The following is a 25,171-nucleotide window of genomic DNA, read 5'->3' on the forward strand; positions in this document are numbered from 1 at the left end:
ACCACAGCGCTGCGCGCTGTGCAAGGGAAGCCCACCGCTTCGCGGTGGGCTGGACCGCTCGCTGCGCTCGGCGGGTGCGGTCCGCTTCGCGGACCGCCAACCCCTCCACTTCGTTTCGGGGTTGGGCCCCGCGCTTGCGGGGCTGGCCTCACTTCGTTCAGCCTGCCCCTTTGCGGGCCCTGGTGGGCTTCCGCTTCGCTCCAGCCCACTTCCTGGCCCTGACTCGTGCTCAGGGTCAGGCGCGCTGCGCTTGCCTGACTGGCTCTCGGCTTCGCCTCAAGCCTTGGGGCCCGCTGACGCGGGCCCGGCTGGCTACGAGGGGTGTGAGGTGGTGGGCGCCTTTGAGTGATGCAGCATGTAGAGATGGGAAAACGGGCCACCCCCCTCAGAGGACAGGCCCGCTCCCCCGGCCGGAGTGACCGGCATGCTTGCACCACATAGCGGCCGCTGACATCACCTCACACACCCCACAGCGGCTCCTGACGGAGCCACACCCGCACAGCCCCTCCCCTCAGGAAACCCCCACGCGGCCCCACAGACGCCCAACACCCCACCCCAGCCGCTCGCAGCCCCACACAGACGCTCACAAGCCACGGCCCGCCCCGCCCCCACCACCGCCCCACACCGGGCCCAACAGCCCGGCAACCCCACGCACCCACCACCCAGCACAGCGCCCCGCCGGCCCGCCCAGACCGGGAAAGGGCAAGCCCACACCCCAGGCCAACCATACCCACCACAAAACGCCAGGGAATTAGGAGAAGTCAGAACCCGTCACCGGGCCGCATAGCCGCTTGACCAGGCCATACGCGGACGGACGTTGGCGTCCGCCGCAGGTGATGGCGCACGTATTGGCGCAGGTGATGGCGCAGGTGATGGCGCAGGTCCGGCTCGTACTGACGGACCGTCAAAAAGAAGTGTCCACGAGATCGCCAAATCGGCTGGAGGGCAGACCACCGAGTCTGTATGTTCTTATCGAAGGTAACTCCGGTGGCACGGAGGAGCCCGAACCGTCGTCAAGCGAAGGGCATGCAGTGGAAATCGTGATCTCTGCGGGAGTCGTCCGGCAGGCTGAGCAGGCTCCGGACACCCCCGAGGCGCGGCAGGCGCGAGTCATCGTCAACCTCCTGCCGACTCCGGCCCTGCTGGTCAAGGCCCGCGTCGTGCACCACGAGGACGAGGGTTACACCGGCATTCGGTTCGACACGAGCGCCGGGCCGGTTGTCCTGATGATGCCGGTCGAAGCCGGGTTCGAGTACCACGTGGTTCACGAGACCGACGAGGGCCCGAACATCCTGCGCAGCTACCCGGGCGCGCTTCGGCCGCAGGCAGTGGCGTTCCGGCTCGCGGAGTACATGCGCCAGCAGTTCGGCCAGTGATCACCCGGCGGGCCGTGCGGACCGGGCGGCCCGCCGCCCCCACCCAGCCTTTCCAGAAGGAGGCACCATGTCGGAGCTCACCACCATCCACCCCGCCCGCATCGAGACCAAGCCGGTCACCGACAACGAGCGGGAGCAGGCCGAAGCCGGGTTTGGCCGGCTGCTGGCCCAGACCGAGCACGCCGCCGCACTCGGCGGAAGGCTGCCCCTATGGGCGCGGCGCGCACGCGAGGTCTTCACCCTCGGTTGGGCACTCGGCGTCCGCTACGGCCACACCGGCCCCGCTCTGGCTCACATGCCGGTGACCGACGAGGAAGCCGCCGTAGCGCTCACCCCGATGGCGAAGCGTGTTGGCGACGGCCGCGCGCCAGACCTGGGCGAACTGGTCGAGTACCACGGCTCACTCACCAGCCGTCACGGCCGCTACTGGATCACCGACATTCGGGGCACCATCTCCCATGCCGGCGCGGCCTATCTCGGTTACCGGCTGTCCGAGATGCGCGAAGACCGATACGTGACCGTCGTTAGCAACGTGCGCCGGGTGAGCATCACCCCGCTCGGAGTGTTCGGAACGCTGGAGTTCGACCGGTAACAGCCCAGGTCAGCAAGGGTGCGGGGCCACCAGAAAAAAACCGGTGACCCCGCCCCATAAAGAGCGTATTATCGAAGACGTTCGACGGGTGGCACCGCCGGACACCGAACCAACGTCAACGCACGAGAGGAACCCACCTCATGACCCACCAGCAGAACCAGCCCCAGTCCCCCGCCGCCACCACCGCCGCGCGTAACGCGTCGCTCGCGGACCTCGCGGGCCTGCTCAAGTCGCAGCAGGCCGACAAGGTCGACGTCGTGGCCCCCGCCGCCGCGCTCACCGCCCACGGCGGACAGATCGTGGTGCAGGGCGTGGCCCCCGTTCTGTCCACAGGCGGCGTCACGCTCGCCGACGGCACCTACCGGCCCACCCAGGTGGCCGACGAGGGGATCGCCGACAAGCTGCGCATCCCGCTCGCCTACCTGCGACGCATGCGCGCCGAGAACCTGCCGCTGTTCGATCTGAACGTGTCCGGCTGGCTGGAGGCCGACCCGTCCCGCCGATTCCTGCTGCGCACGTTCCGCAGCGCCGAGGAGGGCACGCCGGGCGTGCTGCGCGCGCTGCTGTCGGACAGCTACCGCGTGATCGACAACTTCGACATTCTCACGGCCGCACTCAACGGCGTGCAGCAGTCCGGGCACGAGGTGAACATCACCGGCTGTGACCTGACCGACCGCCGCATGCTGGTGCGCGTGGAGTCCGAGCACGTCCACGTGCACGCCCCCCAGCTGCTCAAGGGATACCGCTCCCCGTTCACCGGCCAGACCGGGGACGAACTGCCGATCGTGTCGGCAGGGTTCGTGATCTCCAACAGCGAAGTCGGTTCCGGGGCGTTCACCATCACCCCGCGCATCGTGGTCCAGATCTGCCGCAACGGCATGCAGATGGGGCACGACGCGCTCAAGGCCGTGCACCTGGGCACCAAGCTGGAAGCCGGTGTCATCCGCTGGAGTGCCGACACCGAGTCCAAAACGCTGGACCTGATCACCGCCCGCGCCCGCGACGCAGTGGCCACCTTCATGGACCGCGCATACCTGGAGGCCAAGCTCCGCGAACTCGAGGAGCAGGCCGGGGCCCCGGTCAAGGACCCCGCCGCCGCGATCGAGTTCGTCGCGAAGAAGCTGCGGTACACCGACAGCGTGCGTGAGTCGGTGTTCGCCCACTTCATCCACGGCGGACAGGTCACCGCCAGCGGCGTGATGCAGGCCATCACCGCCACCGCCCAGACGCTGACCGACGCCGACGCCGCCCACGAACTGGAAGGAACCGCGCTCACCGCCATGGCGATGGTCCCCACCGCCTGACAGACCCCCGGTGCGCCGCCACCCCCCGGCGGCGCACCCGGCCCTACCCCCTCCCGGGGCCGGTGCCCCCAGGCCCCCGGGGCGGTGCGACGGCCGCCCCCGGGGAGCCCGCGGGCGGCGGCCGGGCACGGCCCGGCCGGGGGAGCTCCCCGGGGCCGGAGGGGATGCGAGTTCCCCGCGCTGACGGCGAGTTCCCCGCCCACCGAGCCGTTCGGTCCGAGTCCCCCCGCCCACCGGGCGAGTTCCCCGCGCTCCCCCGCCCCGTGGAGGGGCACACCCCCCATGCCGAGGGCCGCCACCTCAACCCGCTGTTACAGCGCACCGTCCGGGAGGCCACCGGTGGAAGCGTCGCCGGTCTGACTGACTCCCCGCACACGCGGGGACAACCCTGGGAAGCAGTTGGTCGCTCCCAGCCGAGCTGTCGTCGCCAGGCAGCACTTCGCTACGCCGCCCGTTGCCCTGGTTCACCGGGGCAGGTCGTGGGTTGACTGCGGAGTCAGCGGCGGGGCGTCGGCCCCGGCAGTGACCACGTCCGTGGCTGTGGGGTCGAACCCTGACGGCCAGATCGTGGTCGCGTCAGCCACCGCCCCGGTCAGGCCGGCAACGCTCGGGTCGGTGCCCGCGAGGTCCGCGCCCCGTAGATCGGCCAGCTCGAACCGTGCGCCTTTGACCACTGCACCCGTCAGGTCGGCTCCGGACAGGTCCGCAGCACGCAGGTCCGCTCCCTCCAGCCGCGCGTGCCACAACACCGCCGTCCGCAGGTCGGCCTGGCGGAGGTCGGCGTTGATGAGCACGGCACCGGCCAGGAAAATGCCGGTCAGATCAGCACGTCGCAGGTCGGCCCCGTTCAGGCCCGCGTCGGTGAGGTCGCTGTAGTGCAGGTCGGCGTCGACAAGGTCGGCGAAGACCAGCCGGGCCCGGCGAAGGTCGGTTCGGTCCAGGCGCAGTTCCTGGAAGTACGGCGTGCGCGCCCTACGGCCGAGCACGGTCATCGCCGCCTGGCGGTCCGGGGATCGCAGGGACAGCGGTTCTTCCCCGCCGTACGTGCGGGCCAGCTCGCCTTTGCGTGCCGCATCGCGGGGAGTCGGCCGCTCGCCAAGCGGGGCGGCCGGCCCGGTGCGTTTCACAAAGGAGCACAACACCTCCGCGATCGGCCCGCGGTCGGCAACAGAATCCCGGGCGATGCGCTCAAGGGCATAGACCGCACCGATCCGTACCTCCGGGCTGGCGCTGCCCAGCTGCTCCACGGCCGCCGTGAAACGCTGAGTGAGATGCCCTTGCCGGCTGACATCAAGCTGGCGCCAGGTGAAGAAAGCGCCGATCAGCAGGGCCACACCCGCCAGCCCCTGCAACAGCGTGGCCCGGATGTCATTGACCGCCTTCGCCCGGTCTGCAGCGGGCGTCGCGGGAGCGTCCCAGCTCAGCAGATACCGCGGTGCCACCACCGTGACGAAGACGACCAACAGCACGCTGCCGCTCACCACGGCCAGCCCTGTCAGCCAAGGCCGGGCAACACGCTGCGACCCAGGACGCAGCACCTCCCGTACGGGATGCCCAGGCAGAACCCTGTACCGCTCCGACGCCCTCGCCATCCCCCATCACTCCCCGCCCACGCTCGCCGCACAGCAAGGAGATGCGCCGTAGGAGCTGTCCCCAAACACCCACCCAGAACAATCCCCACCGTCTCCGGAACCCTTGCAAAACCACAAGTGCACCGCATCCCGAACTACACGGCCACTACCGCCCACTCCACGACCAGCCCCACTCCTGACGCCGTCCCGCAACAAAGCGGACGCCCATACCGCTGGTGCGAACCCGTCTCCCGCCGTGAATCCGCCTCACTTATTTGGTCCGAGTACCTGGAGTTCGCCCCGCCCCCGAACGGCAAGCGCGGAAAGGGCGAGGCCACCGCCTTGTCCATGCGGCCCTACTACGCGCCCGGCACCAGGCCACAGGACACCCCGCCGTGGCGGCAAGCAGCCCCGCCGGGACCCGCCCCGCCCGCCGTTCCGGCACTGGAGGAGGAGCAGCGGACGGGAACCCGACGGCCCTGGCCCCCTGTTCCGGCTGCACCCGACTGTTCCGGTTCGACCCCCAGCGGGTGGCGTCCATCGCGATCGACCCGGCCACTGGCACCTACCCGGTGCCCGAGAGATGGCCCCACCGCACGCTGTACCCGGTCTGCCACTTCTGCGCGCGCCGCGCCAACATCCAGCGCCGCAAGCACGGCCTGCCGCTGGGCCACGAGAACGACACCTTCGACGACCTCATGCGGCGGCCGACAGCGCCAGAGTTCGGTGGAACGAGGACGGCCGCTGTAGCCCGCCGGCCCACCCGGCCCGGCCCCGCACCCCCTGACCGCACGCATTTCACCGAATTCGCTTTTCGATATTCCGTAATTCCCTTGACGAATTCCCGGAGAGGTCCCCCATGCGAAGATTCCGCCTGCCCCGGCTCCTGCGACCCGCGCCTGTCACACCCGCCCCGGCTGCTCCGGTCGACCGCCGCTGCCTGGACTGCGGCAGACCCGGCACCGAACAGGTGGCCACGCTCCCCCGCGTCCACGGCGCGCCCCGGCCGGTGTTCGCCTCCCGGCCCCACGCGGCCCGGCACCGCATCTGACCAGGCCCGTTACGGGGGTGGGGACGGACAGAAAATCATTCGACCCCACCCCGGTAAATGCGTATTATCGAAGATGTCGGGAGAGGCACCCGGCGTCCGAACCACCGTCACAGAAGAGGAGAGCCATCATGGCCACTGCGACCAAGGCCCGAAGGCCGCGCCCCCGGCCGACGACGTGACCGAGAAGCCCGACGCCGCCACAGCCCCCGCCGAGGCGTTCGGCACCACGTGGACGCTCCAGGACATCGACCCGTCCCACCTCGTTCGAGACGAGGCCAGCGCGCGGCCCGACACGCCGCCGGACGCGGCCCTGATCGCCTCGATCAAGGCCATCGGGGTTCAGGAGGTCGTCGGCGTGCGGCCCCGCCCGGACGGCACCTTCGGCGTCTTCAAGGGCTGGCGTCGCTCCCAGGCCGCCCAGCTCGCCAACGACAGCGCGGAGGCCGAGAACCGGCCCCCTGCATAGCGTCGCCTGCGCGGTGCACGCCGACCTGGTCGGCCGCGACGCCGCCACCCGGCTGCTGTCGCTGCTGGAGAACGACCAGCGCGAGGGCATGACCGAGCGCGACAAGGCCCGCCGTCGAACAGATCGCGCTCGCAATGAGCGACGCCGAACTCACCCAGGCCGCAGGCGTGCCGGCACGACTGCTCGATCGCGGGTGGCTGGTCTACCAAGGCGAGCAGGTGGCACTCACCGAGGCCGGACACCGCGCGCTGACGGAGTACGACCGACGCTGCGCGGAGCTTGCCGCCCAGCCCTACGGGGTGACGCGCAATCCGCTGGGCGGTGAGTTCCACGACCCGAGCGAGCCCATCCGCAGGCTGCGGTATGCCGCCACCGGCGCCGAGATCCACCCAGGCGACACCGTCCCCGACGTCTACGGGGAAGCCGTCACCTACCTCGGTCCGACCATGTCGAGCGCCGACCAGGGCACGACATGGTTCCCCAGCTTCAATGCCCGCCTGCTGTACCCGGACCGGACGCCATGGCTGCTACCGCCCGCCGAGTTCGGAGCCGTCTACGACCCCGAGCCTCCCGGCATCTACCCCTGATCTGCCGCCGCCCCCGCGATCCGGGAGGGATCCGCCATGACTGCCGCACTACGCGGCCAGCCCGCGTGAACCCCGCCCTCACCGGCTCCACCCGACCGCGCCCACCACCAGAGGAGGAATCCGCATGCCCCGCATCCGCCGGCCCCGTGCGGCCGACGCGTTCCCCTACGACCTGACCCCGAAGACGAGCGAGGACACGTTCGCCGCGGCCGCCGCGGTCCTCACCGCGCGCGGCTGGATCAACGGCGAGACGTTCCGCATGCGGCCGACCAGCGTCCGAGCCGATGAGGTCTTTCTCGCCCCGATCGTCGGCGGTAACGACGTCTCCCCCGGCGCCGGTGGCGTCGAATGGCAGAACCAGGAGCACCGGCACAGGTGGAGCGAGGCCGCACACCACCTGGCCGAAGCGATGACCGGTGCGGGCTGGACAGCTTTCGGCACCACGCTGACCGGCACTGCGTTCCGCCGCCCCGACGGCCCGGCCACGGCTCTGGTGCCCGAGCCGGTACGGGACGCCGACGACCTTGCCGCCGCGCCGGGCCGGCGCTCCCGTGCGGCTGCTGGCCATCGCCGCCGAGGAGGGCATCCAGGCCGGACAGCTGGACGAGGCCGTCCTGAGGCAGCGCACGACCGGGCCGCCGACGCCTACAACACCGGTGCGCACCCCGAGGTGGACGGAACGGGGCGTACCTGGCCTCCCATGTCGACGCCGAGACGCGAGCCGGACAGATCAACGCGGATGGCCTGGAGGCCCAGTTGGCCTTTCTGTACGTGCAGTGCACCAGCGAAGCCGCGTTCCGGGCGCTACTGCGCGACCTGACGTCCTGACCCCCGAGTGGCCCGCCGCGCCGGCGGCGGGCCACCACCCGCTACTTCCGAAGGAGGCTGCGCCATGGCCCTGTGGCAGCCCTCAACCACTCCCCCTGAAGGCCGCGCCCTGATCGACCTGCTCACCCGCCTCCGCGGGATCCACAGCCGCTGCGGTGAGCTCCCCGGCTCGAACGTCGTGAGCGAGATCGAGCAGTGGGCCGACGGGTGGAAAACCGGCAGATCACCGACCAGCCGGCACATGACCCCGCAGCCCCGCAGTGACGACCCGGAGGACACGACGTGCCCCGCCTACTTGCCCCCTACGTCGCGCCCGCCGACAAGTTCTCCTCGTACCCCGTCGAGCTCGCTCTCGGTTCCTGGTCCTACGTCATCGACGACGGCGTCGTCCACGGCCCCGCCTGGTACCCCTTCCACCATGCGGAGGCGGAAAGAAAGCCGGACCCCTCTCACCCGCCACCTCCCAAGCTCGCCCCAACAGACCGGACGACCCCGGCCAGGGTCCGGATCTCCCCCGACGCCGTACCGGTCCCGGGGCAGCGAGTACGTGCTCCTCGGATCCGCCGGCCACCACGTCGAGGCGCTGATGCACCTGTCCGTCGCCCGGCAGGGCGAAGGTGCCATGGTCCGGCGTCTGCCAACCGCCCGAACCACGGCGACCCGGCTACCTCCCCCGGCGACCGTTCATTGAGCCAACCCGAGCCACCACTCCGCGACTTGGGCATCGATCCGATAGATCATCTGGGCCTTGCCGGTGTCTCCGTCATAGCCGCCCTGCCAGTTCTCGATCGGCCAACGCTTCTCCCCGAACAGGTCGGCAGCAATCCGGCTGAGACGTGCGTGTTCATTCCGCTGCTGCTGCTCGTCGAGCCCCGAGCGATTAAGGAGCTCCGCGAACGTGACCGTGTCGCCCGGCTTCGCGGCGGTGGCCTCGAACAACGCGCGAACTCCGGCCAGGTGCTTGACCTTTCCCCACAGCAGTTCGACTTGCTCACCCGTCCAGCGACCCTGCCGCGGGACGTTCACCGCAGCCTCCGTGCCATCAATGTCGGCAAGGAGACCGGTGAGCTTCTCCTGTGCAGCAGCGACGTCAGCGAGGGCATCGACGACCGCTGCCCTCAAGGCATCCCGATTCATGACTTCCTCCGGTGTCGTATACGACTCTACAAGAGAGTATGGACTCGTATACGACTCCGCAAGTGGGCTTGGTGTTCGTCTCACCGAGTTGGGTCGTGTCTCACTGAAGGCGGACAGATGTTGGTCCGTCTCATCGAAGGTGGGCGGCAAGCGCGCGACCAGCTCGAAAGTGGAGCAGGAGTCGGAACTCACCGTCGATGGTGCGCCGCCTCCGACGCCGGAGAGGCGCTTGCCGGTGAGACGACCGTAGCCTCGCGCTGACGCCGAGGCCCTGGCCAAGTACTCGATAGATCGGGTGTGACCAGCGCTACTGCGCATCGGTACACCTTCGGTGCGACGGGTCGGCTGCGCGCCTATGCCGAGAGGATCAACTGCGAACCGGGCATCACTCCTGGGCGGAGGCGGTCAACTTCATCATCGCCTCGGCGTAGGTCGCGCCGTCAATCTCCTCGTCGTGGTACTGACGCATCAGCTCGTCGATCTTGGCCTGTAGCTCTGTCCGGTCCATCGTTATCTCCCAACATGTCAGTGCCGCAAGGTGGGGACAGTAGCGCGACACGTACCGCACGGACGGCGTTTTCCTCAGATCGAGGGCACCTTGCCCTTCCACTTTCGAGCTGGTCGCGCGCCTGCTGCCCACCTTCGATGAGACGGACCAACATCTGTCCATCTTCAGAGACACGACCCAACTCCGGTGAGACAGGTCACGGACGGCGGCACGCATCAGCCTTGCAACACGTGCGAGCCAGTGAGAGAGGGCTGGGCAAGGACTCCAGCGCTTTCCTCGCCCGGGTCCTGACCGACCCGGACGCCTGCGGCATCGACCTTTCCCGCATGCCGGGCAGCGCGTGGCCCGACACCCTCGCCGACGCGGAGAAGCACATCCTGGCCCTGCTGCGCCGCCGCGGCGTGCGGTACGTGCAGGTCACCCGTGCCGGGCAGTCCCGACTCGCCGGGATCGACGTCCTGGACGACTCCCGCACACCCTGGATCATCACAGGCCGCGGCCGATGGGCCCTCAAGGCCGAACTGGAGACCAACAGCACCGTCCCGCAGCAGGCCGGCGGATCTGCAGCATCCGCGCCGAGGGCGAGCCAGGAGACGACTGGATCGCCGGTGCGTTCCCGGACGCCGTTCACCCAAGTCCCGGGCTACCACGCCGGTGAGCAGTGCCGCGCCGAGCACGACCGGGCCGCGGACACCAACCCGCTGCGCACCGCGTGGTTCCCGCTGATCGACTGGGGCTGGGGCGACCGGGAATGCGAAAACTTCCTGTACGACCTGTTCGGCGTGCGATGGAAAAAGTCGTACTGCACCTTCTGCTGCTTTCCGGTGAGCCTGGGTGCGCTGCCGGCGCACCTGGACCGCATGTGCCGCTATCCGCAGATCGCAGCCCTCACCCTGCGGCTGGAGTACACCTCCATGCGGCTAAAACCCAACAGCCGGCTGTTCGGCCGGCGCAGCCTGCTCGAGCAGTTCCGTCACGACCGCAGCGGAGACACCGCGGTGCTCAAGGCCTTCGCCGAGGAACTGCAGGCCTGCCCCTGGGCGGTGTACCGGGTGCGCCGCATCCTGCCCGCCAAGGCCGGCCCCCGGACAAGCGCGGCCCCGCGATGCGGTCGGTCCAGCTGCTCCGCCACGAGGAGCCGGGTCGGATCGCCCGCTGCGGGACATGGCGGACAAGCGCCAACTACTGGTGGAGAACGACGACCCCTACGGGTCGGTGCGGGTGTGGCTCCGCACGCGCGGGGAGAGCTTCCCCGCCGTGGAGGAGCTGCTGGTCGCTGCGCCCGCATCCGTGCGAAGCAAGGAGCGGCCCCGCTTCGCCGACCGCTGGGCCGAACTCACCGCTCACCGGTGAGCACTACCGTCATCATCGACTGAGGAAGGAAGGAGTGCCGACCATGAGCACCTCCACCGCACAGCTGCTGGACCTCACCGCACGCGCCGCGGGCACCACCGACCCGGGCGCCCTGCTCGAGATGCTGCAGGCCGGCCACACACACTGGTGCGCGGGCGTGGCCGAGCTCCGCGCCCACATCGCCGAGCGCTGCGCCGCGATGTCCGACCAGGAGGTGGCTGAAGCGTGCGTGCACGCCGGTGCGCCGTGGGAGCCGGGTGCGACTCGGGAGGAGACAGTGGCGTACCTGGCGTTCGCCGAGTGGGACCGAAGTCCCGCCGCGATCGCGTACACCGAGCTCGCGACCCGTGCGGCCGAACTCGGGGTGTGCCTGGCGCCCGGCTGACCGCGCCGGTTTCCTCCACGGACTGGACCCGGCCAGACTTATACGGCATTATCGAAGCGACGTCGGGTGCCGGCGTCACTCCAACCGAGTCGGTGAGGTCGCCATGTCCAAGCCCGCGAACCCCACGTTCGTGGACGCCGCACAGATCTGCGAGAAGCACGGCGTGAGCCGCTCGCGGCTGAGCGAGTGGAACCGGGACCGCGCCGACACCGGATTCCCCGCGGCCCATCACGGCACGGGCCGCCGCGGAAACCCGCTGCAGTGGCTCGAGCAGGAAGTCGACGCCTGGTTCACCCAGCGCGCCAAGGACACCGAGCAAGCCCGCAAGCTCCCCGCATCCGTGCTCGACGGCGACCGCGACGAACTGCTCAACACCACCCAGGTCGCCGCGATGCTCGGCTTCAAGCGGAGAACGACCATCGTGTCCTACCTGAGGCAACACCCCGGCTATTTCCCGAAGCCGGACGTGATCGAGCCGATCCCCTCCGGGCCCGGCCGGCCGCACGAGATGCACTGGCGCCGCGGCACCATCATCGACTGGAAAGCCACCCGCCCCGGCAAGGGCAAACGGATCGGCGCGACCCGCCAGGCACCCGAACTGCCGCAGGTCCCCGTCGACGGTGACCCGGACGAGCTGCTCTCCTCCACCCAGGCAGCCTCCATGCTCGGCTACAAAAGCCTCAACAGCTTCTCCAGCGCCCTGGCCCAAGGCAACCTCCCAGGCCTCGCAACGCCGGACGCACTGCAGGCCGGCGCCCGCGGCGGCCCCCGGCGCATGTGGAAACGCAGCACCATCCTCAACGCACGCACCCGATAGACCAGCACCACCAGCCGCGGACCGGCGCCCGGCTACCCTCAAGACGCGGACCTGGTTTTTCTTGACGATGGTTCGGACCAGGAGCCGCCCGACGGCCGGCATGAGAGGGCTGCCAACCTCCTCCCCCGCAGGGACACCCCTGCGGGGAACCGGCCGCCGCGATAACCACCCCCGCACGCCGTCACCTACCAACCCCAGGGTCCATCCCAACGGGCACGACCAGCAGATCCCCGGGAACCACACCCCCGGCACCGGGAGCAACCGACGTTCAGCCGGTAACAGTTCACGTCGAAGCCATCCCCCCGGCCGCGAGGACCAACTGTCCGACGGGAACGACCGTGCCGTGATGCAGGGACCACCCCCGCACGCGCGGGAAGCAGCCCTTTCGGAGCTTGGCGCGGATGGTGTCGGCGGGACCATCCCCGCGGGCGCGGCGAGCAGCTCGAAGACCTCGTCACCGAGGAGCCGGACCCGCGACCATCCTCGCGGGGCGCAAGGAGCAGCGCCAGAGCGTCTCCAGCGACCGGGCGTTATCGGAACCATCCCCACAGGCACGGGGAGCAGGTCCCGGGCCGGGCCGCCTCGATCACCTTGCCGAGACCATCCCCGCGGGCGCGGGGAGCAGTGGTCCACGTTGCCGGTGGCGATGTCCATCGTGGGACCATCCCCGCGGACGCGAGGAGCAGACCGGGCGGCGGTCTGCTGGACCTTGGCGTCGGGACCATCCCTGCCAGTGCGAGGAGCAGAACATGGACCGCAGGGCCATGAAGGCGTCCCGGGGGCCATCCCCGCCAGCGCGAGGAGAGCAGAGTAGGAACCGCTGGACGCCGCGACCTCCGCAACCACTCCTGCACGTGCAGGAAGCAACTGGAACATCCAGTGGTACTTCACCGAATCGTAGGGGTCCTCTCCGCGGGCACGGGGAACAGCCAGACGGCGAGGGCTACGACGGGCGGGCCGTGCCGGGGACCATCCCCGCGGGCACGGGGAGCAGGGGAGGATCAGGCCCCGTCCCGAGTCGTACTTGGGACCATCACCGCGGGCGCGGGGAGCAGGCCGGGTGATTGTCGCAGATGGCGAGGAGGTTGGGACCATCACCATCACCGCGGGCGCGGGGAGCGGGACGGTCAGATCGTCGTCCCCGACCTGTCGCTGGGACCATCCCCGCGGGCGCGGGGAGCAGAAGGCCATCGTGGATACGACCCTGACCACGATGGGACCATCCTCGCGGGCGCGGGGAGCGCACTGGGCGACCTGCTTACACGCTTGAACCCAGGAGAAGTGGCACTTTCATGGAAAGCGGCATTTAGAACAGGAGTGGAGCCGTCTGACTGCGAGTTATCGCAGCATGTGGCGGTGGTCACGGTTCTTCCGGGGCATTACATCGGGTTCGGATAAGACACCAACACTCCCCGAATGCCTACTCCAGTGATCTGTTGCATCCGTGCGTCACAGCTACAGCTTCAAGGCGCTTAACCGCGCCGTTCTCGAGATGCGGCAGCACGCCGATGGCGAGGGCCTGCAGTCCCAGCAGGGCCCACTCGCTGGCGCGGGGCGGAAGAGCAGCGATGGCCTGCGGGGTGGGCAGCACGCGCAGTACGGCCCGCGGGTCCTGGTAGTCCAGGCGTGCAATGTCGTGCGGGTTGAGAGGATCGGTGACGACGAGGTGCGTGGTGATCCTGCGGCGGCGGCCTTGAGTGTTGATGACAGCGACCTGGCGTCGGATGGTCGCCTGGCCGGCCAGTACGGCGCGGGCGGCGTCCTCGGGGGTCTGGCCGTCGTCGACGGTGCCGTGCGGGAGGACGTAGTAGCCGTGGCCGGTCACGTCGGCGAGGACTAGGCCGTTCGCGCCGACGGGCGCTAGGAGGGAGACGCCCACGATGGGGGGTCGCCAGTTCTCGTAGCGGGGGCGTGCGGGTGGTGGCGCGCCGGTGGGCGCGGTCGTGGTCACCACAGCGTCGGGTCCCTTTCGGGTTCGGGGGCACCGGGCAGGCCGGGCGGTACGGCCGCGGCCACGAGCTCGTCCCAGGTGCCGTAGTGGCGTGCCATGGCGACGAGGAGTTGCGCGGTGGCCCAGGTGTCATAGGTGGCGCGGTGGCGGTGTGCCGGGGCCTCGCTCATGTCCGGCTGGACGTGCTCGAGCACGGCGTCGAGGCTGTACTTCGTCAGGTCGTACGTCGCCTTGGCGAGGCGTAGCGTGTCGAGGACCCCGGCGGGTTCCCACCGCGGAAGGTGCGCTTTGAGCACCTTGTAGTCCACGTGCGCGTTGTGGGCGACGATCCATGCCGTGCCCAGCAGCGTGTGGACGTGGTCGGCGATCTCCTCCCAGCCCGGCGCGCTCGCGAGGGCCTGGTTGGTCAGGCCGTGCACGCGGGTGGCGAAGCCCGTGATCGGGCGTCGGGGTTTGGTCAGCCACGCGCTGGCCCTGGTCTTGTCGGGCCGGCCGTCCGTGATGGGCAGCGCGGCGACCTCGACCAGGTCGGGCGGGGTCTGGCCGTTGCCCTCGACGTCGACGACGAGCAGCCGGGGCCAGGAGGAGAAGTTCATGCCGTTCCGTTCTCCGCGGGCCAGCCGATTGGGGCTCGGCCGTGCTGGCGGTACAGGTGGGGGCTGTGCCGGTCGTGGCACTGGTAGCCGAACAACTGCTGCAGGTAGTTCCGGGTGGGCCCGTCGAGGCCTTCCACGATGATGGCGCGCTCTCCAATCTCAACGGGGCCGGTCGCGCCGAGTTCCTGTGCCCGTGCGGTGACGGCGGTCAGGTCGGGCTTGGCCCATGCGTCCTTGCAGAGCTGGAGCTGTTCCAGGGGGCAGATGTCGCACAGTTCCCTGATGCCGTAGTGCCCGTTGTAGTCGGCCTCGCCGTGGACGTAGGCCACGCCGCATGAGGTCTTGCGGAACAGCGGGCCCCAGGGGGCTTCGCTGTTGCCGGGGTCGTGGAAGGCGGCCAAGATCCGGTGTTCGCCGATCTCGGGCATGACCTTGCGGCGGGCGGTGTCGTCGTAGGGGATCGGCAGGCCGTGGCCCTCGTAGTAGGCGGCGATCTCGTCCTTGAAGAACAGGCCGGTGAAGACGGTCGCGTGGGCGTGGCGGGACAGCTCGCGGGCGCGCGCCAGGTGGGCGTCGGTGTCGTTGAGGCCGGGTACGATCGGCCGCCAGTACAGCAGGGTGCGGTAGTTCTCGGCGTGCTCGTACAGGGTGCGGAGGCTGGTGGCGGCGATGTTGGAGTCCACCGGTTCGATGCGCGGGTCGTCGATGCCGGAGTGGGTGACCAGGATCGTCAGACGCAGGTGCGTGAAGCTGTTGAGGACCGCGCAGTCCTCGGGCTCGACGCGCCACCGGGTGATGATCAGGACGTGGTTCGTCAGGCCGCGGGCGTTGAGGAGCTGCAGCACGCGGAAGGTGTGGGGGCTTGACCGTGGGCAGCATGGGGTCGGTGGCACGGTTGAAGACCTGGATGGGCGTGGCGTGCGGCCGGAACAGCGGGTGGTCGACGAGGCGCTGCACGGCCTCCGCGTCGCTCATGAGGGCCCTCGGGACCTTCATTTCGAAGTTCTGGAAGAGGTGTCTCACGCAGTACCCGCAGTCGAGCGGGCACCCGACTATGTGGTTCAGGGAGATGCCGCTCTTGCGGTAGGCGACCGGGTCCAGGAGCTCGGGGTCCATGCCAGCGCTCTGCTCGGCCGTAAGGATCGGCAGCGGGCGGCGGGTGGCGCGCGGAATCGCAGACGTGGTCATGAAGCCTCCAGGGTCAGACGGGCAGGTACTGGGCCGGGGCGGCCGGTTCGGTCAGCAGAGCGCGGCGCGCGGCGCCGAACCATGTGCCGAAGTCCCGGCGGGCCGCGGCCGGATCGTCCGAGGTGTGCGCGAGGTTCCGCACGAGGCGCTTCTCGGCGACCGCCGCGGCAAGGCTGTCGTTGCCCAGGTCGCCGCGGATCGTGCCGGGGGCGGCCACGGTGGGGTCGTAGTGCCCGAGTAGGTCGCGCAGCCGCGCGTGGACGCCGGGCGCGCCATGGATGAGGGCGACGGTGACCGGGCGGGCGGCGTACTCGGCGTCGAGGCAGGCGGGGATGTCGCGGTCGGTGAACCAGTCGGCGTTGACGAGCAGGTCCCAGTAGTGCACGTGCGCCTGCCAGGCCTGCGCGGTGAGGTGACGGCGGGCGACGACGGTGGCGTAGGAGCCGGAGATGCGTTCGAGTACCTGGTCGACGAGGCCGCGGTCCACGGCGTCGGGCTTGCACAGCGCGACGACCCACTGGGAGAAGTCGACGCCTTCCACGACGGTGCCGCTCGGCGGCATGCGGGTCACAGCTCGCCCCTGTTCTGGGCGCAGGCCTCCCAGCGGTGGCCGCACAGCCAGCGCAGGCCCGGCCGCAGCGCCGTGAGGACGTCGTGGGTGACCGCGTCGGTGTGGTCGTGCTTGATTTGCCGATACAGCTCGAACAGCAACACGACTTGCTGCCAGTACGGGTCCAGGTCGAGGGCTGCCACATCGTCGGCGGTGTACTGGGCGCGGTTGGTGCGGAGCAGTTCCTCGTGCTGCAGGACGCGGGTGATGCTGTCCGCGTCGGTGTCGGCGGGCATGGCCGGGAACGCGTACGTCTGTGGTGCGGGCCGGGTGCGGGCCTCGTGCAGTACGCGCTTGACCCGGTCGACGTTGCGGTCGTTGACGTGCGCGGAGCCGATGTAGTGGGTGTAGGAGCCGAGCATCAGGCCCAGTCGCACGGCCGCGTACTCCTGGATCATCGTGAAGGAGAACACGTCGCTCAGCAGGCCGCAGTCCAGATCGTTGGCCCGCATGTTGACCACCATGTGCAGGCGCCCGCCGCGGGGAAGCAGGTGCAGGCCGGCCAGGCACGACACGCTCGGGTTGTCGCGGTCGGCGAGCTCCGCGGAGGAGAACACGGGCAGGTAGCCGCGTTTGCTGTCCTTCTCCTGCTGCAGGACCTCGAGGACACGGTCGAAGGGGGAGACGGTGTCGCCGGCGGCCGGGTAGAACAGGACGTGCCCGTAGGCGCTTCCGTCGAGGTTGACGCCGTCGCGGGAGTCCGAGGCCATCGTCGGCGCGTAGTGGACCATCATCGCCAGGTCGCGCCGCCCGGCCAGGTACCAGAGCGCTTCGGCGAAGTGGAAGACCGGGTTGACCTTCCGTTCCGCGAGGTAGGGAAGGCGCTGACGGGGGTCGGGCAGGCGGAAGCCCACGCCGATCACCTCGCGTGCGTCGTTGCCGCGCGGGCCAATGTGGTGCTCGGTCTGTTCAGTCGCCAGTTCCAGCAGGGACACGTATGCGCCCTCGATGCTGCGGCTCATCGGTGGAGTGAGCATGGCTCTCCTCAGTGCTCGGGGTGCGTGGCTTGGTCCGCCGTGCACGCCGGGTGATCCGAATGGGCACGGCGCGCACGGCGAATGGTGCTCGGCCCGGTCCTTCTTCACTGGCGGGCCACCCACCCCCCGGAGGGAAGGGGCGGGGTTTCCTCCCCGGGATGGGAAGGAGACTGGGAGTGCCGCGGGACTCAGGGGGCGTGAAAGCCCATCGCAGCAGCGAACGACTCGTGCGGAGTCGGCATCGGGCGGAAACGCTCGAGGAGGTCGCGGAGCGGATTCGGTGGCACAAGCCGGTCGCTCACGCAGGGCCGCAGCCAGTACGGGCCCGGGGGCACATCACGGGCGAGCGGAGGCAGGGTCAGGATGTGCGGGGCACCGACGCACAGACCGTAGGTGTGCGGCTCCCACCGGGCGGTCGTCCCGGGAGGCACGAGCCAGTACAGCCACGCGTTCTCCGGGTCGGCGATGACCGGGCCGCAGACGCCGAGCTGGACCTCGTCCATGGCGGCCACTATGTCGGCGGAGTCAGTCCCGCTGCCGCTGATCACCACGTCGAAGAGGCCGCCGCCGAGAGGCATCCGGACCGCGCGCTGATCGCCGATGTCGAGGTAGGCGCGGATGCGGGCGGCCAGGTCCTGCATGTCGTCTCGAGGGGGCACCGGCGCCTCAGTGGTCAGCATGCCGGCGTCCCCGGCACCAGGGCCTGCACGGTCTTGGAGCGGCCGTCCTCGGCGACAGCGAAGGAGAGGCGGGCGCCGAGGTGTTGTGCGACCCACAGGCCGCGGGCCGACTGGCCCTCGGTGGGCTTCCAGGTGACGGCCTCGATGAAGCCAGGGAAGTCCGGGAACGGGTCGGTCACCTCGATGAGGAGTTCGCCCGTGGCGATGACGGCCAGGCGCAAGTCCAGGCGGCCCCGCGGCGGCGGCGACGAGTGCCGGGCGGCGTTGTCCATCACCCGCGCGGCAATCTGCGCGGCATTCTTGATGTCGCCGTGCCAGTGACCCATCGTGAGCTGCGTGCGGGTGTGGACCCTGGCGTTTCCGCTCGCGGACCCGTTCGCCTCGAAGTCCCTCCGCCAGTGCCAAACGGCGTCGTCGCGGACGGGCATGGGCGTCTCAACCACGGCAACCGGAAAGCCAGACGCGCCGGTCGAGTCGGTTGCGGGTGTGTGGGGTCGTGTGCTGCTCACCTTGTCTCCCAAGGCCGAGATCATGCGCTGTCTTGTGACGAGGTAACCGCGCAATCACTCTCCGCAGTAGGGCGAACGGGCACCAACGTGCATGCACGCCCTAGGGCGAATTTGCGATTCCATTACCTTCGGGTCTGGCGCCCCTACTACCGTTGACACATGGTCAGCTCCCGTGATGGGCACAGGAACACGGTCCTGGAAGCGCAGATGCGCGCCGCCGGTATGAGCGCAGCTGACCTTGCCAAGGCGCTCAACGAAGCTTTACTCGCCCTCACCGGACGCATGGGCGACTTGACAGACCGCACGATCCGACGCCTCCTGAGCGGACAAACTCGATGGCCGCAGACGCGACAGCTTCTGGCGCTGGAGGCAGTATTCGGCTGTACCGGTGAGGCGCTGGGCTTCACCAAGCCAACCCGCGCCAAGCGGAAGCCCACGCAAGAGGACCCCATGCAACGCCGAACTTTCGCTGCCGGCGCAGTCGCCGCCGTGATTCCCACACCCATCACCGCACCCCGACGCATCGGACGCGCCGACCTCGAACGCATGCAGGCGGCCCTCGACGCGCTCTCCGTCCAAGAACAGCGATCCGGCGGCTCCGCTGCGGTGGAAACCGAAGCTCTTACCAAGGCACAGATGGCCGTGGACCTTATGAACCATGGCCAGACCACCACCACCATCCGTTGCGCGATCTACAGCCTCGCCGCCAACGCCACCATGGCCGCTGCGTGGGCCGCGCTCGACGCCCACGCCATGGAACGCGCCCAGCGTCATCTCGAACGAGCCCTCATGCTGGCCGGCTATAGCGGAGACTCAGTGGTCACCCTCCGCGCCTGGAACTACATGGCGTTGCTGTCCAGCCAGCGCAACAAGCCCGGTGACGCCCAGGCCGCCGCGGAACGCGTACGCCGCAACGCCACAACCCGGCGTGATCCGATGTACGCCTCCCTTGGACACGCCAGATATGCGCTGGCCCTGTCGCAACAGCAGGACGTACGCGGGGCCCTACGCGCCATCCGCCTGTCCGAAGACGCCCTGCACAGAGCAGACGCCAACGCTCCCCGCCCGGCATGGTTCAGCTTCTACGATGTCGCCGAGTGGCACGGCCTGTCCTCACTCGTGCACCTTCGTATTGGCCGGCCCGATGAAGCCGAGTTCCACGTCCACCAGACCCTCGCCCGCATCCGCCCCGGCTTCGAGAGAAATCGCGCCTACTACACGGCGCAGCTCGCCATCGCCCAGGTCAAGCAAGGAGACCTTGAGCAGGCCTGCCGCACCGCTGACGTCCTCTACACCCATGGTCTTCCCAACTCCGGGCGTGTCCGCGAACTGCTGCGTATCTTCCGCACTGAGGCCGCCGCTACCGGATCGAAACGCGCACGCGCGTGGCTGCATGACACTGCCACCACCACCCTTTGAGAAAGGACCGCACCATGGACCTGGAGCTTCAGCGCATCGGACGGGAACAGCTCGACGAGGTACGGCACACCCTCCTAAGCGTGTACGCCGAGGTCTACGCGCACCGCATGGAGGACCCGTTCTTCTCCATAGAGCGCTTCGATGAGCGACTTACAGGGCACGCCGGCCGCAACTCCTGGGAGGCCGTCATCGGCTATGTGAACGCAGAGCCCGTCGGCTACGCCTACGGCGCCGCCCTGCAGCCCGGCGCCCGCTGGTGGATGCACCAGCTCGACCCCCTGCCAGAGGACTACACCGAGGAGACAGGCGCCCGCACTCTCGCTCTGTTCGAGATCATGACCCGCGAACAGTGGCGTGGTACCGGCGTCGCCCATCGCATCCACGAGGAGCTGCTCGCCAGCCGCGCCGAGGAGCGCGTGACTCTGCTGGTGGACCCCCGCAAGGTCGATGTCAAGGCCATGTACGAGCGCTGGGGCTACGCAAGCGTCGGCGAGCAGAAGCCGTTCCCGGACTCCCCGCTCTACGCCACCATGGTCCGCCAACTCCGAACCCCCACGACCGCGTAGACAGCCAAGCAATGGGCGATGGAGGCCCTGCCCGGTCCGGCACGGCCTCCATCATTTCTGCCTATCTGACCTGGGTCACCTCCCCATGAGGAGAGCTGCAAGCTGCCCGCGGAGCTCGACGCGGGCGCGCTCCACAGCGAGGTGCTGCGAAACCAAGCAAGCCGAAGCAACACGACTCCTCAGCCGGCCCGTCATCGACCTCGGCCCCGCCCGGCACGCGCGCGCGAGAGAAGGGATAGAGACTGTGCCGATTTCGAGGCATGCCGGTGACCGTGGTCATGACCTCGGTGTCGATCCGCACGGTGATCTGTCCATGAGCCCACGCATCCAGAGCCACGTGCGTGGTCGTCGGACCGGCGCGCACTACCCTCGCGCGGCTCCGCTCGTAGACTGCCATGGCCTGCCTCCGTGCACATCGTGCCTGATCAGCCTTGCCGAGGCGACAAGTCACGTCAACGCAGAATAGCTCCCAGCCCCTGCCTTCAGCCCTGGATCAGAGCAACCCGACCTGCTGGAGGACCCGGGCGTCGGTGTTGTACGGGTAGTGATGGCCGTGCTCAAGGCTCTTCTGGACGAGCTGACCCCTCTCCTTGTCCGCGTGGAAGGTCGACCAGTTGTGGCACGTCTCGCACACCTCGATCGTGAGGAAGGGTCGCAGGAGGTGCAGGCCACGGTCGCGGTCGACCAGGTACAGGCTGCCGCTCTCGATCGTGTTGCTCGGATGCTTCATCGTCGAGGTGGGCACCACGGGATGGTCGCCCATCAGGCGCCGGAACATGATCGAAGCCTCGGCCTGGTAGGCGTCCCACGACACGGACGTCACGTGGACAAGAGGCAGATCAGCGAGGAACCGGGCATGTCCCAGCACCAGCTCTAGGTCGCCGCGTGCCTCCTGCAGCGCCGCGGGGAGGGTGACTGCGTCGAGCGCACGCCCGTGCGCTCTGGCATGGCGGCGGTCTGCCAGCCGACTCCGTGCCTGCTGGACGTCATCACTGCTGAGAAGGGTTCCCAGCTCGTGGAGGGGGTGGTCCGGAGTCAAGCCGCGCCGGGTCTTCGCCCCGCCGATTTGCTGCAGGATCGCCGTCCAGTCCCCCAGCCCTGGGCCGCCTGCGCCCCCGGACAGTTTGCGTTGTAGATCCGATACGGAGGAGAGACTTATCCCGGCTTCATGGGCAAGGGCCGCCGCGACCAGAGCGCCGTACGCGAGAAGCGCCTCCGCTGTCTCAAGAACGGCGTCGTAGGCGGGCGCAGTGTCGTTTGCACTGGTCCGGGCCTCGACTTCTCGCCAGCGCAACGCGATGGGGTATGGAAGTCGGGTGCGGAAGATGTAGCCCGGTTGGTCAAGTTGGGCTGCGGCTTCCGCTCGGAGGCGGGTGAGCTGGCCAGCCTCGATGATGGAGCGTCGCGCGTTCTCGGGGTTGGACCCGGTGTCGTATACGGAGTTGGCCAGGTTCGCTGCTTCTGCGCTCCAGCAACTCATCCGTTGGCCAGCTGTGCTCAGTTCCTCCAGCGCTGCCGAGAGTGCCTGATCGACTATCGGCAACGTCAGGGTACGGAGGTCTCTGGGCGAAAGCCGCCGGAGCCCGGCCGTGCCGTAGGCCAAGCGTCCGACGCTGTCTGAGCGCAGGAAGGCGAGGATCAGGCGAGCGTGGTCCAGCGGCAAGGAGGTGACGGGGCGTAGGACGAGGAGGCTGCCCACAGCTGCCGCGGGCAGGTCGGACTCCTCGACACGAGCTGCCTTGGGGTGTCCGGTGATCACTTCAGATAGCAGAAGATCTCCGGCGCGGAGGTGGAATTGCTCCGGTACATCGTTCCGCCAGATGTCGGCATCTTCGTCCGGTTCGGCAATCTCCCCGTCCCGGCTCAGGTGGCTGAGCCTGATCAGACGTACGGCATCCGGCCGATCCGGCAGGCAAGCACCCTCCGATGCAGAGCCCTTGATCGGATAGCTACGCCGAACGCTGGCGATCACTGTCTCTAAGGGCACACCTGCCGTTGTCGACTGATCCTGACCGTTCTCAGACGTACTGTCCGCTCCGACACTCGACATGGCTCCCCCTCGAGCTCAAGATGATCGGATTCTAGGACGGGCAATGACGAGCTTGGTCGGTTTCCCAGCAGGTCACAGGAGTTGCGCTGCCGACCTCGCCCATCGACGGGCGTTCGCTCATGCCGTTCGATCCATCCGGGCCGCTGGTACGGCGGGGATCTGGCCGTCGCGCTGAGCCCGCTTGTAGGCCAGAGCGCATAGCCGCGCGTGGTCGCTGCTCGCAGCGCGGGGGCACGCGGCCTCGATAGCGGCCTGGCCGTCAGCGAAGGCCTCCTCCGGCTCCCGGCTGCTGCGTAGCGCGGCATCATGCTGCGCGGCCCGTGCTCGAGTCTCCTGCTCGAAGCCCGACTGTTCGGCGGCGCGGACAGCGTCTTGGATGGCGGCCGGCGCGAGGAGATACCCGGCTGGCACGTAGTCGGGGACGACCCGGAATACGGCGTGCCGGTTCAGGATCTGCTCGAACCACCCCCGCGTAGGCGGCGACGACGTGCCGATGGCGGGGCTGGGGGCCGTCCCGACCTCGGCAGAACCACCCGGGCGTGGGCGGGGACGACGTGGTTTTCGGCGGGGCGGTCGTGACGGCTCTGGAACCACCCCCGCGTAGGCGGGGACGGCACGACACCCGAAGGTTCTTCACCTGACGGATCAGGTACGAACCATCCCCGCGTGGGCGGGGACGACGCAGGCGCGCGGCCTCACATCCTGTGGGACCCCGAACCACCCCCGCGTAGGCGGGACGACTCGTCCTCGTCCAGGCAGGCCACCCATTCGGGCGAACCACCCCCGCGTAGGCGGGGACGACTACCTCTACGTCTCCAGCGGTACCGCGATCCGTGAACCACCCCCGCGTAGGCGGGGACGACGACGAAGCCCCCGTACCTCGCCGGTACGGGGGCGAACCACCCCCGCGTAGGCGGGGACGACCCGCCGACGAACAGCGCCAGGCCGGGCACGGACGAACCACCCCCGCGTAGGCGGGGACGACATGGTGGCGCCCGAGGGGACAGTCCACGCGAACGAACCACTCCCGCGTAGGCGGGGACGACTTCTGGGCGAGCTTCCACCCGGCGTTGCCGAGCGAACCACCCCCGCGTAGGCGGGGACGACGCCGGTGGTGGCGGTGACTGCGGGCATCAGCCGGAACCACCCCCGCGTAGGCGGGGACGACTTGTTGTAGTGCGTGGTCTTGATGACGATCGACGAACCACCCCCGCGTAGGCGGGGACGACTAGCGCAGCGCGTCGACGCTGTGATCGTCCCGTGAACCACCCCCGCGTAGGCGGGGACGACGTTGTTGATGGACTTGCCGTGCCCGGCGAGCGAGAACCACTCCCGCGTAGGCGGGGACGACGTGGTGCAGGCGGGCGAAGAACTCGCGCACGGCGAACCACCCCCGCGTAGGCGGGGACGACTAGTGCCGCGTCAGGCAACGTTCGCCCTCTTGTGAGGTGACGCGCCGCCCGGGTGATCGCTCGGAGGGCCGCGGGCCGCCAAACTACGCGGGTGGCAGAGCGAGTACGGGTTCGCGAGATCGATGACGACGAGGGCCGGCGGCTGCTGCGGATCGTCCGCAGGGGGACCGGATCGGTGGTGACCTGGCGGCGCGCGCAGATGGTCTTGCTGTCCGCGCAAGGCATGGCCGTGGCGAAGATCGCCGAAGTGACGTTCACGAGCCCGGACCGGGTTCGTGATGTGATCCACGACTTCAACGCCGACGGCTTTGAGGCGCTCTACCCCAAGTACAAGGGTGGACGCCCCAGGACCTTCACCCTGCCCGAGCGCAGAGAGATCAAGAAGATCGCCAAGTCCAAGCCGGTCGAGCACGGCCTGCCCTGCTCGACCTGGAGCCTGGCCAAACTGGCCGGCTTCCTGGTCGCCGAGGGGGTGGTCGACGACATCAGCCACGAGGGCCTGCGGGTCCTGCTCCGCGAGGAGGGCGTCTCCTTTCAACGCGTGAAGACCTGGAAGACCTCCCGTGACCCCGACTACGCCGCCAAGAAGGCCCGGGTCGAGCACCTCTACGCGATTGCCGACGACGAGGTCACACCCGATGGCGGAGAACCCGAAGTCGTGTTCTGCATGGACGAGTTCGGCCCGCTTAACCTCCAACCGCACCCGGGACGGCAGTGGGCCGAACTCGGCGGCAAGCACAAGGATCCCGACCGGGAACCCAGACCGAGGAGGCGAGCGACATACACCCGCCCGCACGGCGTGCGTCACCTGTTCGCCGCGTATGACCTGAGCAAGAACAAGCTCTACGGGCACATCAAGAAGACCAAGAACCGCTCGAAGTTCCTGGAGTTCTGCCGCTACCTGCGCGGCCTCTACCCGACCAACGTGCGCATCGCCATCGTCTGCGACAACTTCTCCCCGCACCTGACCACCAAGCGCTGCCGCCGGGTCGCGGACTGGGCCGAGGCGAACAACGTCGAGATCGCCTACACCCCGACCAACAGCTCCTGGCTCAACCGCATCGAAGCCCAGTTCACCGCCCTGCGCTACTTCGCCCTCGACGGCACCGACCACCCCACTCACAAGGCCCAGGGCAGCATGATCCGCCGCTACATCATCTGGCGGAACAAGAACGCCACCGACAAGCACCTCACAGCCCTCGTGAGCAGGGCCAACGCAGCCTGACCTGCAACGGCAA

23 protein-coding genes and 1 CRISPR repeat array are annotated in these 25,171 nt (G+C 69.1%); of the genes, 12 read left to right on the plus strand and 11 right to left on the minus strand.

Annotated features, from left to right (window positions below; translation table 11 throughout):
• Nucleotides 1–836 precede the first annotated feature (836 nt).
• The 3 genes from OG937_00005 (at nt 837) to OG937_00015 (ending at nt 3,272) form a co-directional block, all read left to right on the plus strand.
• Complete coding sequence (locus tag OG937_00005) at nt 837–1,376, plus strand: hypothetical protein (protein ID WUD70222.1); 540 nt, start codon at nt 837–839, stop codon at nt 1,374–1,376.
• Nucleotides 1,377–1,443: 67 nt separating this feature from the next.
• A complete protein-coding gene (locus tag OG937_00010) occupies nt 1,444–1,968 on the plus strand; it encodes a hypothetical protein (GenBank protein WUD70223.1) in 525 nt (174 codons plus the stop codon).
• 140 nt (nt 1,969–2,108) lie between these two features.
• The gene (locus OG937_00015) at nt 2,109–3,272 is read left to right on the plus strand and encodes a DUF932 domain-containing protein (GenBank protein WUD70224.1); all 1,164 of its coding nucleotides are present in this window, start codon (nt 2,109–2,111) and stop codon (nt 3,270–3,272) included.
• A gap of 464 nt (nt 3,273–3,736) precedes the next feature.
• Here OG937_00015 and OG937_00020 read toward each other — a convergent pair whose 3' ends face one another.
• Nucleotides 3,737–4,753: a pentapeptide repeat-containing protein gene (locus tag OG937_00020; protein ID WUD70225.1), complete on the minus strand. Its 1,017-nt coding sequence runs from the start codon at nt 4,751–4,753 to the stop codon at nt 3,737–3,739.
• Between the two features lie 1,214 nt (nt 4,754–5,967).
• Between OG937_00020 and OG937_00025 the strand changes: the two genes are divergently transcribed.
• The 3 genes from OG937_00025 to OG937_00035 all read left to right on the plus strand — a co-directional run bounded on the left by OG937_00025 (nt 5,968) and on the right by OG937_00035 (nt 7,767).
• The gene (locus OG937_00025; protein ID WUD70226.1) at nt 5,968–6,360 is read left to right on the plus strand and encodes a ParB/RepB/Spo0J family partition protein; all 393 of its coding nucleotides are present in this window, start codon (nt 5,968–5,970) and stop codon (nt 6,358–6,360) included.
• 134 nt (nt 6,361–6,494) lie between these two features.
• Nucleotides 6,495–6,947, plus strand: a complete 453-nt coding sequence (locus OG937_00030) for a hypothetical protein (protein ID WUD70227.1) — start codon at nt 6,495–6,497, stop codon at nt 6,945–6,947.
• A 124-nt stretch (nt 6,948–7,071) separates the two neighbouring features.
• Entirely contained in the window at nt 7,072–7,767 is a 696-nt protein-coding gene (locus tag OG937_00035) for a hypothetical protein (protein WUD70228.1), read from the plus strand.
• A gap of 692 nt (nt 7,768–8,459) precedes the next feature.
• Here OG937_00035 and OG937_00040 read toward each other — a convergent pair.
• Both OG937_00040 and OG937_00045 read right to left on the minus strand, forming a co-directional pair.
• Entirely contained in the window at nt 8,460–8,912 is a 453-nt protein-coding gene (locus OG937_00040; protein ID WUD70229.1) for a hypothetical protein, read from the minus strand.
• Nucleotides 8,913–9,297: 385 nt separating this feature from the next.
• A complete protein-coding gene (locus tag OG937_00045; protein WUD70230.1) occupies nt 9,298–9,420 on the minus strand; it encodes a hypothetical protein in 123 nt (40 codons plus the stop codon).
• Between the two features lie 230 nt (nt 9,421–9,650).
• Between OG937_00045 and OG937_00050 the strand changes: the two genes are divergently transcribed.
• From OG937_00050 to OG937_00060, 3 genes are all read left to right on the plus strand, one after another.
• On the plus strand, nt 9,651–10,796 hold the full coding sequence (locus OG937_00050; GenBank protein ID WUD70231.1) for a hypothetical protein: 1,146 nt from the start codon (nt 9,651–9,653) through the stop codon (nt 10,794–10,796).
• A gap of 20 nt (nt 10,797–10,816) precedes the next feature.
• The gene (locus OG937_00055) at nt 10,817–11,158 is read left to right on the plus strand and encodes a hypothetical protein (protein ID WUD70232.1); all 342 of its coding nucleotides are present in this window, start codon (nt 10,817–10,819) and stop codon (nt 11,156–11,158) included.
• 103 nt (nt 11,159–11,261) lie between these two features.
• Nucleotides 11,262–11,975, plus strand: coding sequence for a hypothetical protein (locus OG937_00060; GenBank protein WUD70233.1), 714 nt, complete (start codon nt 11,262–11,264; stop codon nt 11,973–11,975).
• Nucleotides 11,976–13,395: 1,420 nt separating this feature from the next.
• Here the strand turns inward: OG937_00060 and OG937_00065 are convergent.
• From OG937_00065 to OG937_00095, 7 genes are all read right to left on the minus strand, one after another.
• On the minus strand, nt 13,396–13,926 hold the full coding sequence (locus tag OG937_00065; GenBank protein WUD70234.1) for a hypothetical protein: 531 nt from the start codon (nt 13,924–13,926) through the stop codon (nt 13,396–13,398).
• Nucleotides 13,923–14,522 (minus strand): 3'-5' exonuclease, encoded by a 600-nt coding sequence (locus OG937_00070; protein WUD70235.1) that lies wholly within the window; start codon nt 14,520–14,522, stop codon nt 13,923–13,925. Before OG937_00070 ends, OG937_00065 begins: the two co-directional genes overlap by 4 nt.
• On the minus strand, nt 14,519–15,367 hold the full coding sequence (locus OG937_00075; protein WUD70236.1) for a radical SAM protein: 849 nt from the start codon (nt 15,365–15,367) through the stop codon (nt 14,519–14,521). The genes OG937_00070 and OG937_00075 overlap by 4 nt, the downstream gene beginning before the upstream one ends.
• Before the next feature lie 356 nt (nt 15,368–15,723).
• Nucleotides 15,724–16,272, minus strand: coding sequence for a nucleoside-diphosphate kinase (locus OG937_00080; GenBank protein WUD78585.1), 549 nt, complete (start codon nt 16,270–16,272; stop codon nt 15,724–15,726).
• 5 nt (nt 16,273–16,277) lie between these two features.
• Nucleotides 16,278–17,297: a thymidylate synthase gene (locus OG937_00085; protein ID WUD70237.1), complete on the minus strand. Its 1,020-nt coding sequence runs from the start codon at nt 17,295–17,297 to the stop codon at nt 16,278–16,280.
• 188 nt (nt 17,298–17,485) lie between these two features.
• Nucleotides 17,486–17,977, minus strand: a complete 492-nt coding sequence (locus tag OG937_00090) for a hypothetical protein (protein ID WUD70238.1) — start codon at nt 17,975–17,977, stop codon at nt 17,486–17,488.
• Nucleotides 17,971–18,405 (minus strand): hypothetical protein, encoded by a 435-nt coding sequence (locus OG937_00095; GenBank protein ID WUD70239.1) that lies wholly within the window; start codon nt 18,403–18,405, stop codon nt 17,971–17,973. Before OG937_00095 ends, OG937_00090 begins: the two co-directional genes overlap by 7 nt.
• A gap of 240 nt (nt 18,406–18,645) precedes the next feature.
• Here OG937_00095 and OG937_00100 point away from each other — a divergent pair, with 240 nt between their 5' ends.
• A complete protein-coding gene (locus OG937_00100) occupies nt 18,646–19,905 on the plus strand; it encodes a hypothetical protein (protein ID WUD70240.1) in 1,260 nt (419 codons plus the stop codon).
• 14 nt (nt 19,906–19,919) lie between these two features.
• Nucleotides 19,920–20,471, plus strand: a complete 552-nt coding sequence (locus tag OG937_00105) for an N-acetyltransferase (GenBank protein ID WUD70241.1) — start codon at nt 19,920–19,922, stop codon at nt 20,469–20,471.
• A 493-nt stretch (nt 20,472–20,964) separates the two neighbouring features.
• Here OG937_00105 and OG937_00110 read toward each other — a convergent pair whose 3' ends face one another.
• Entirely contained in the window at nt 20,965–22,443 is a 1,479-nt protein-coding gene (locus tag OG937_00110) for a restriction endonuclease (protein WUD70242.1), read from the minus strand.
• A gap of 537 nt (nt 22,444–22,980) precedes the next feature.
• A CRISPR array of direct repeats spans nt 22,981–23,933; the repeat unit is 28 nt; unit sequence GAACCACCCCCGCGTAGGCGGGGACGAC.
• 91 nt (nt 23,934–24,024) lie between these two features.
• Here OG937_00110 and OG937_00115 point away from each other — a divergent pair.
• Complete coding sequence (locus tag OG937_00115) at nt 24,025–25,158, plus strand: IS630 family transposase (GenBank protein ID WUD70243.1); 1,134 nt, start codon at nt 24,025–24,027, stop codon at nt 25,156–25,158.
• Nucleotides 25,159–25,171: the final 13 nt, after the last annotated feature.

The organism is Streptomyces sp. NBC_00510 (genome assembly GCA_036013505.1).
In the GTDB taxonomy this organism is placed as follows: domain Bacteria; phylum Actinomycetota; class Actinomycetes; order Streptomycetales; family Streptomycetaceae; genus Actinacidiphila.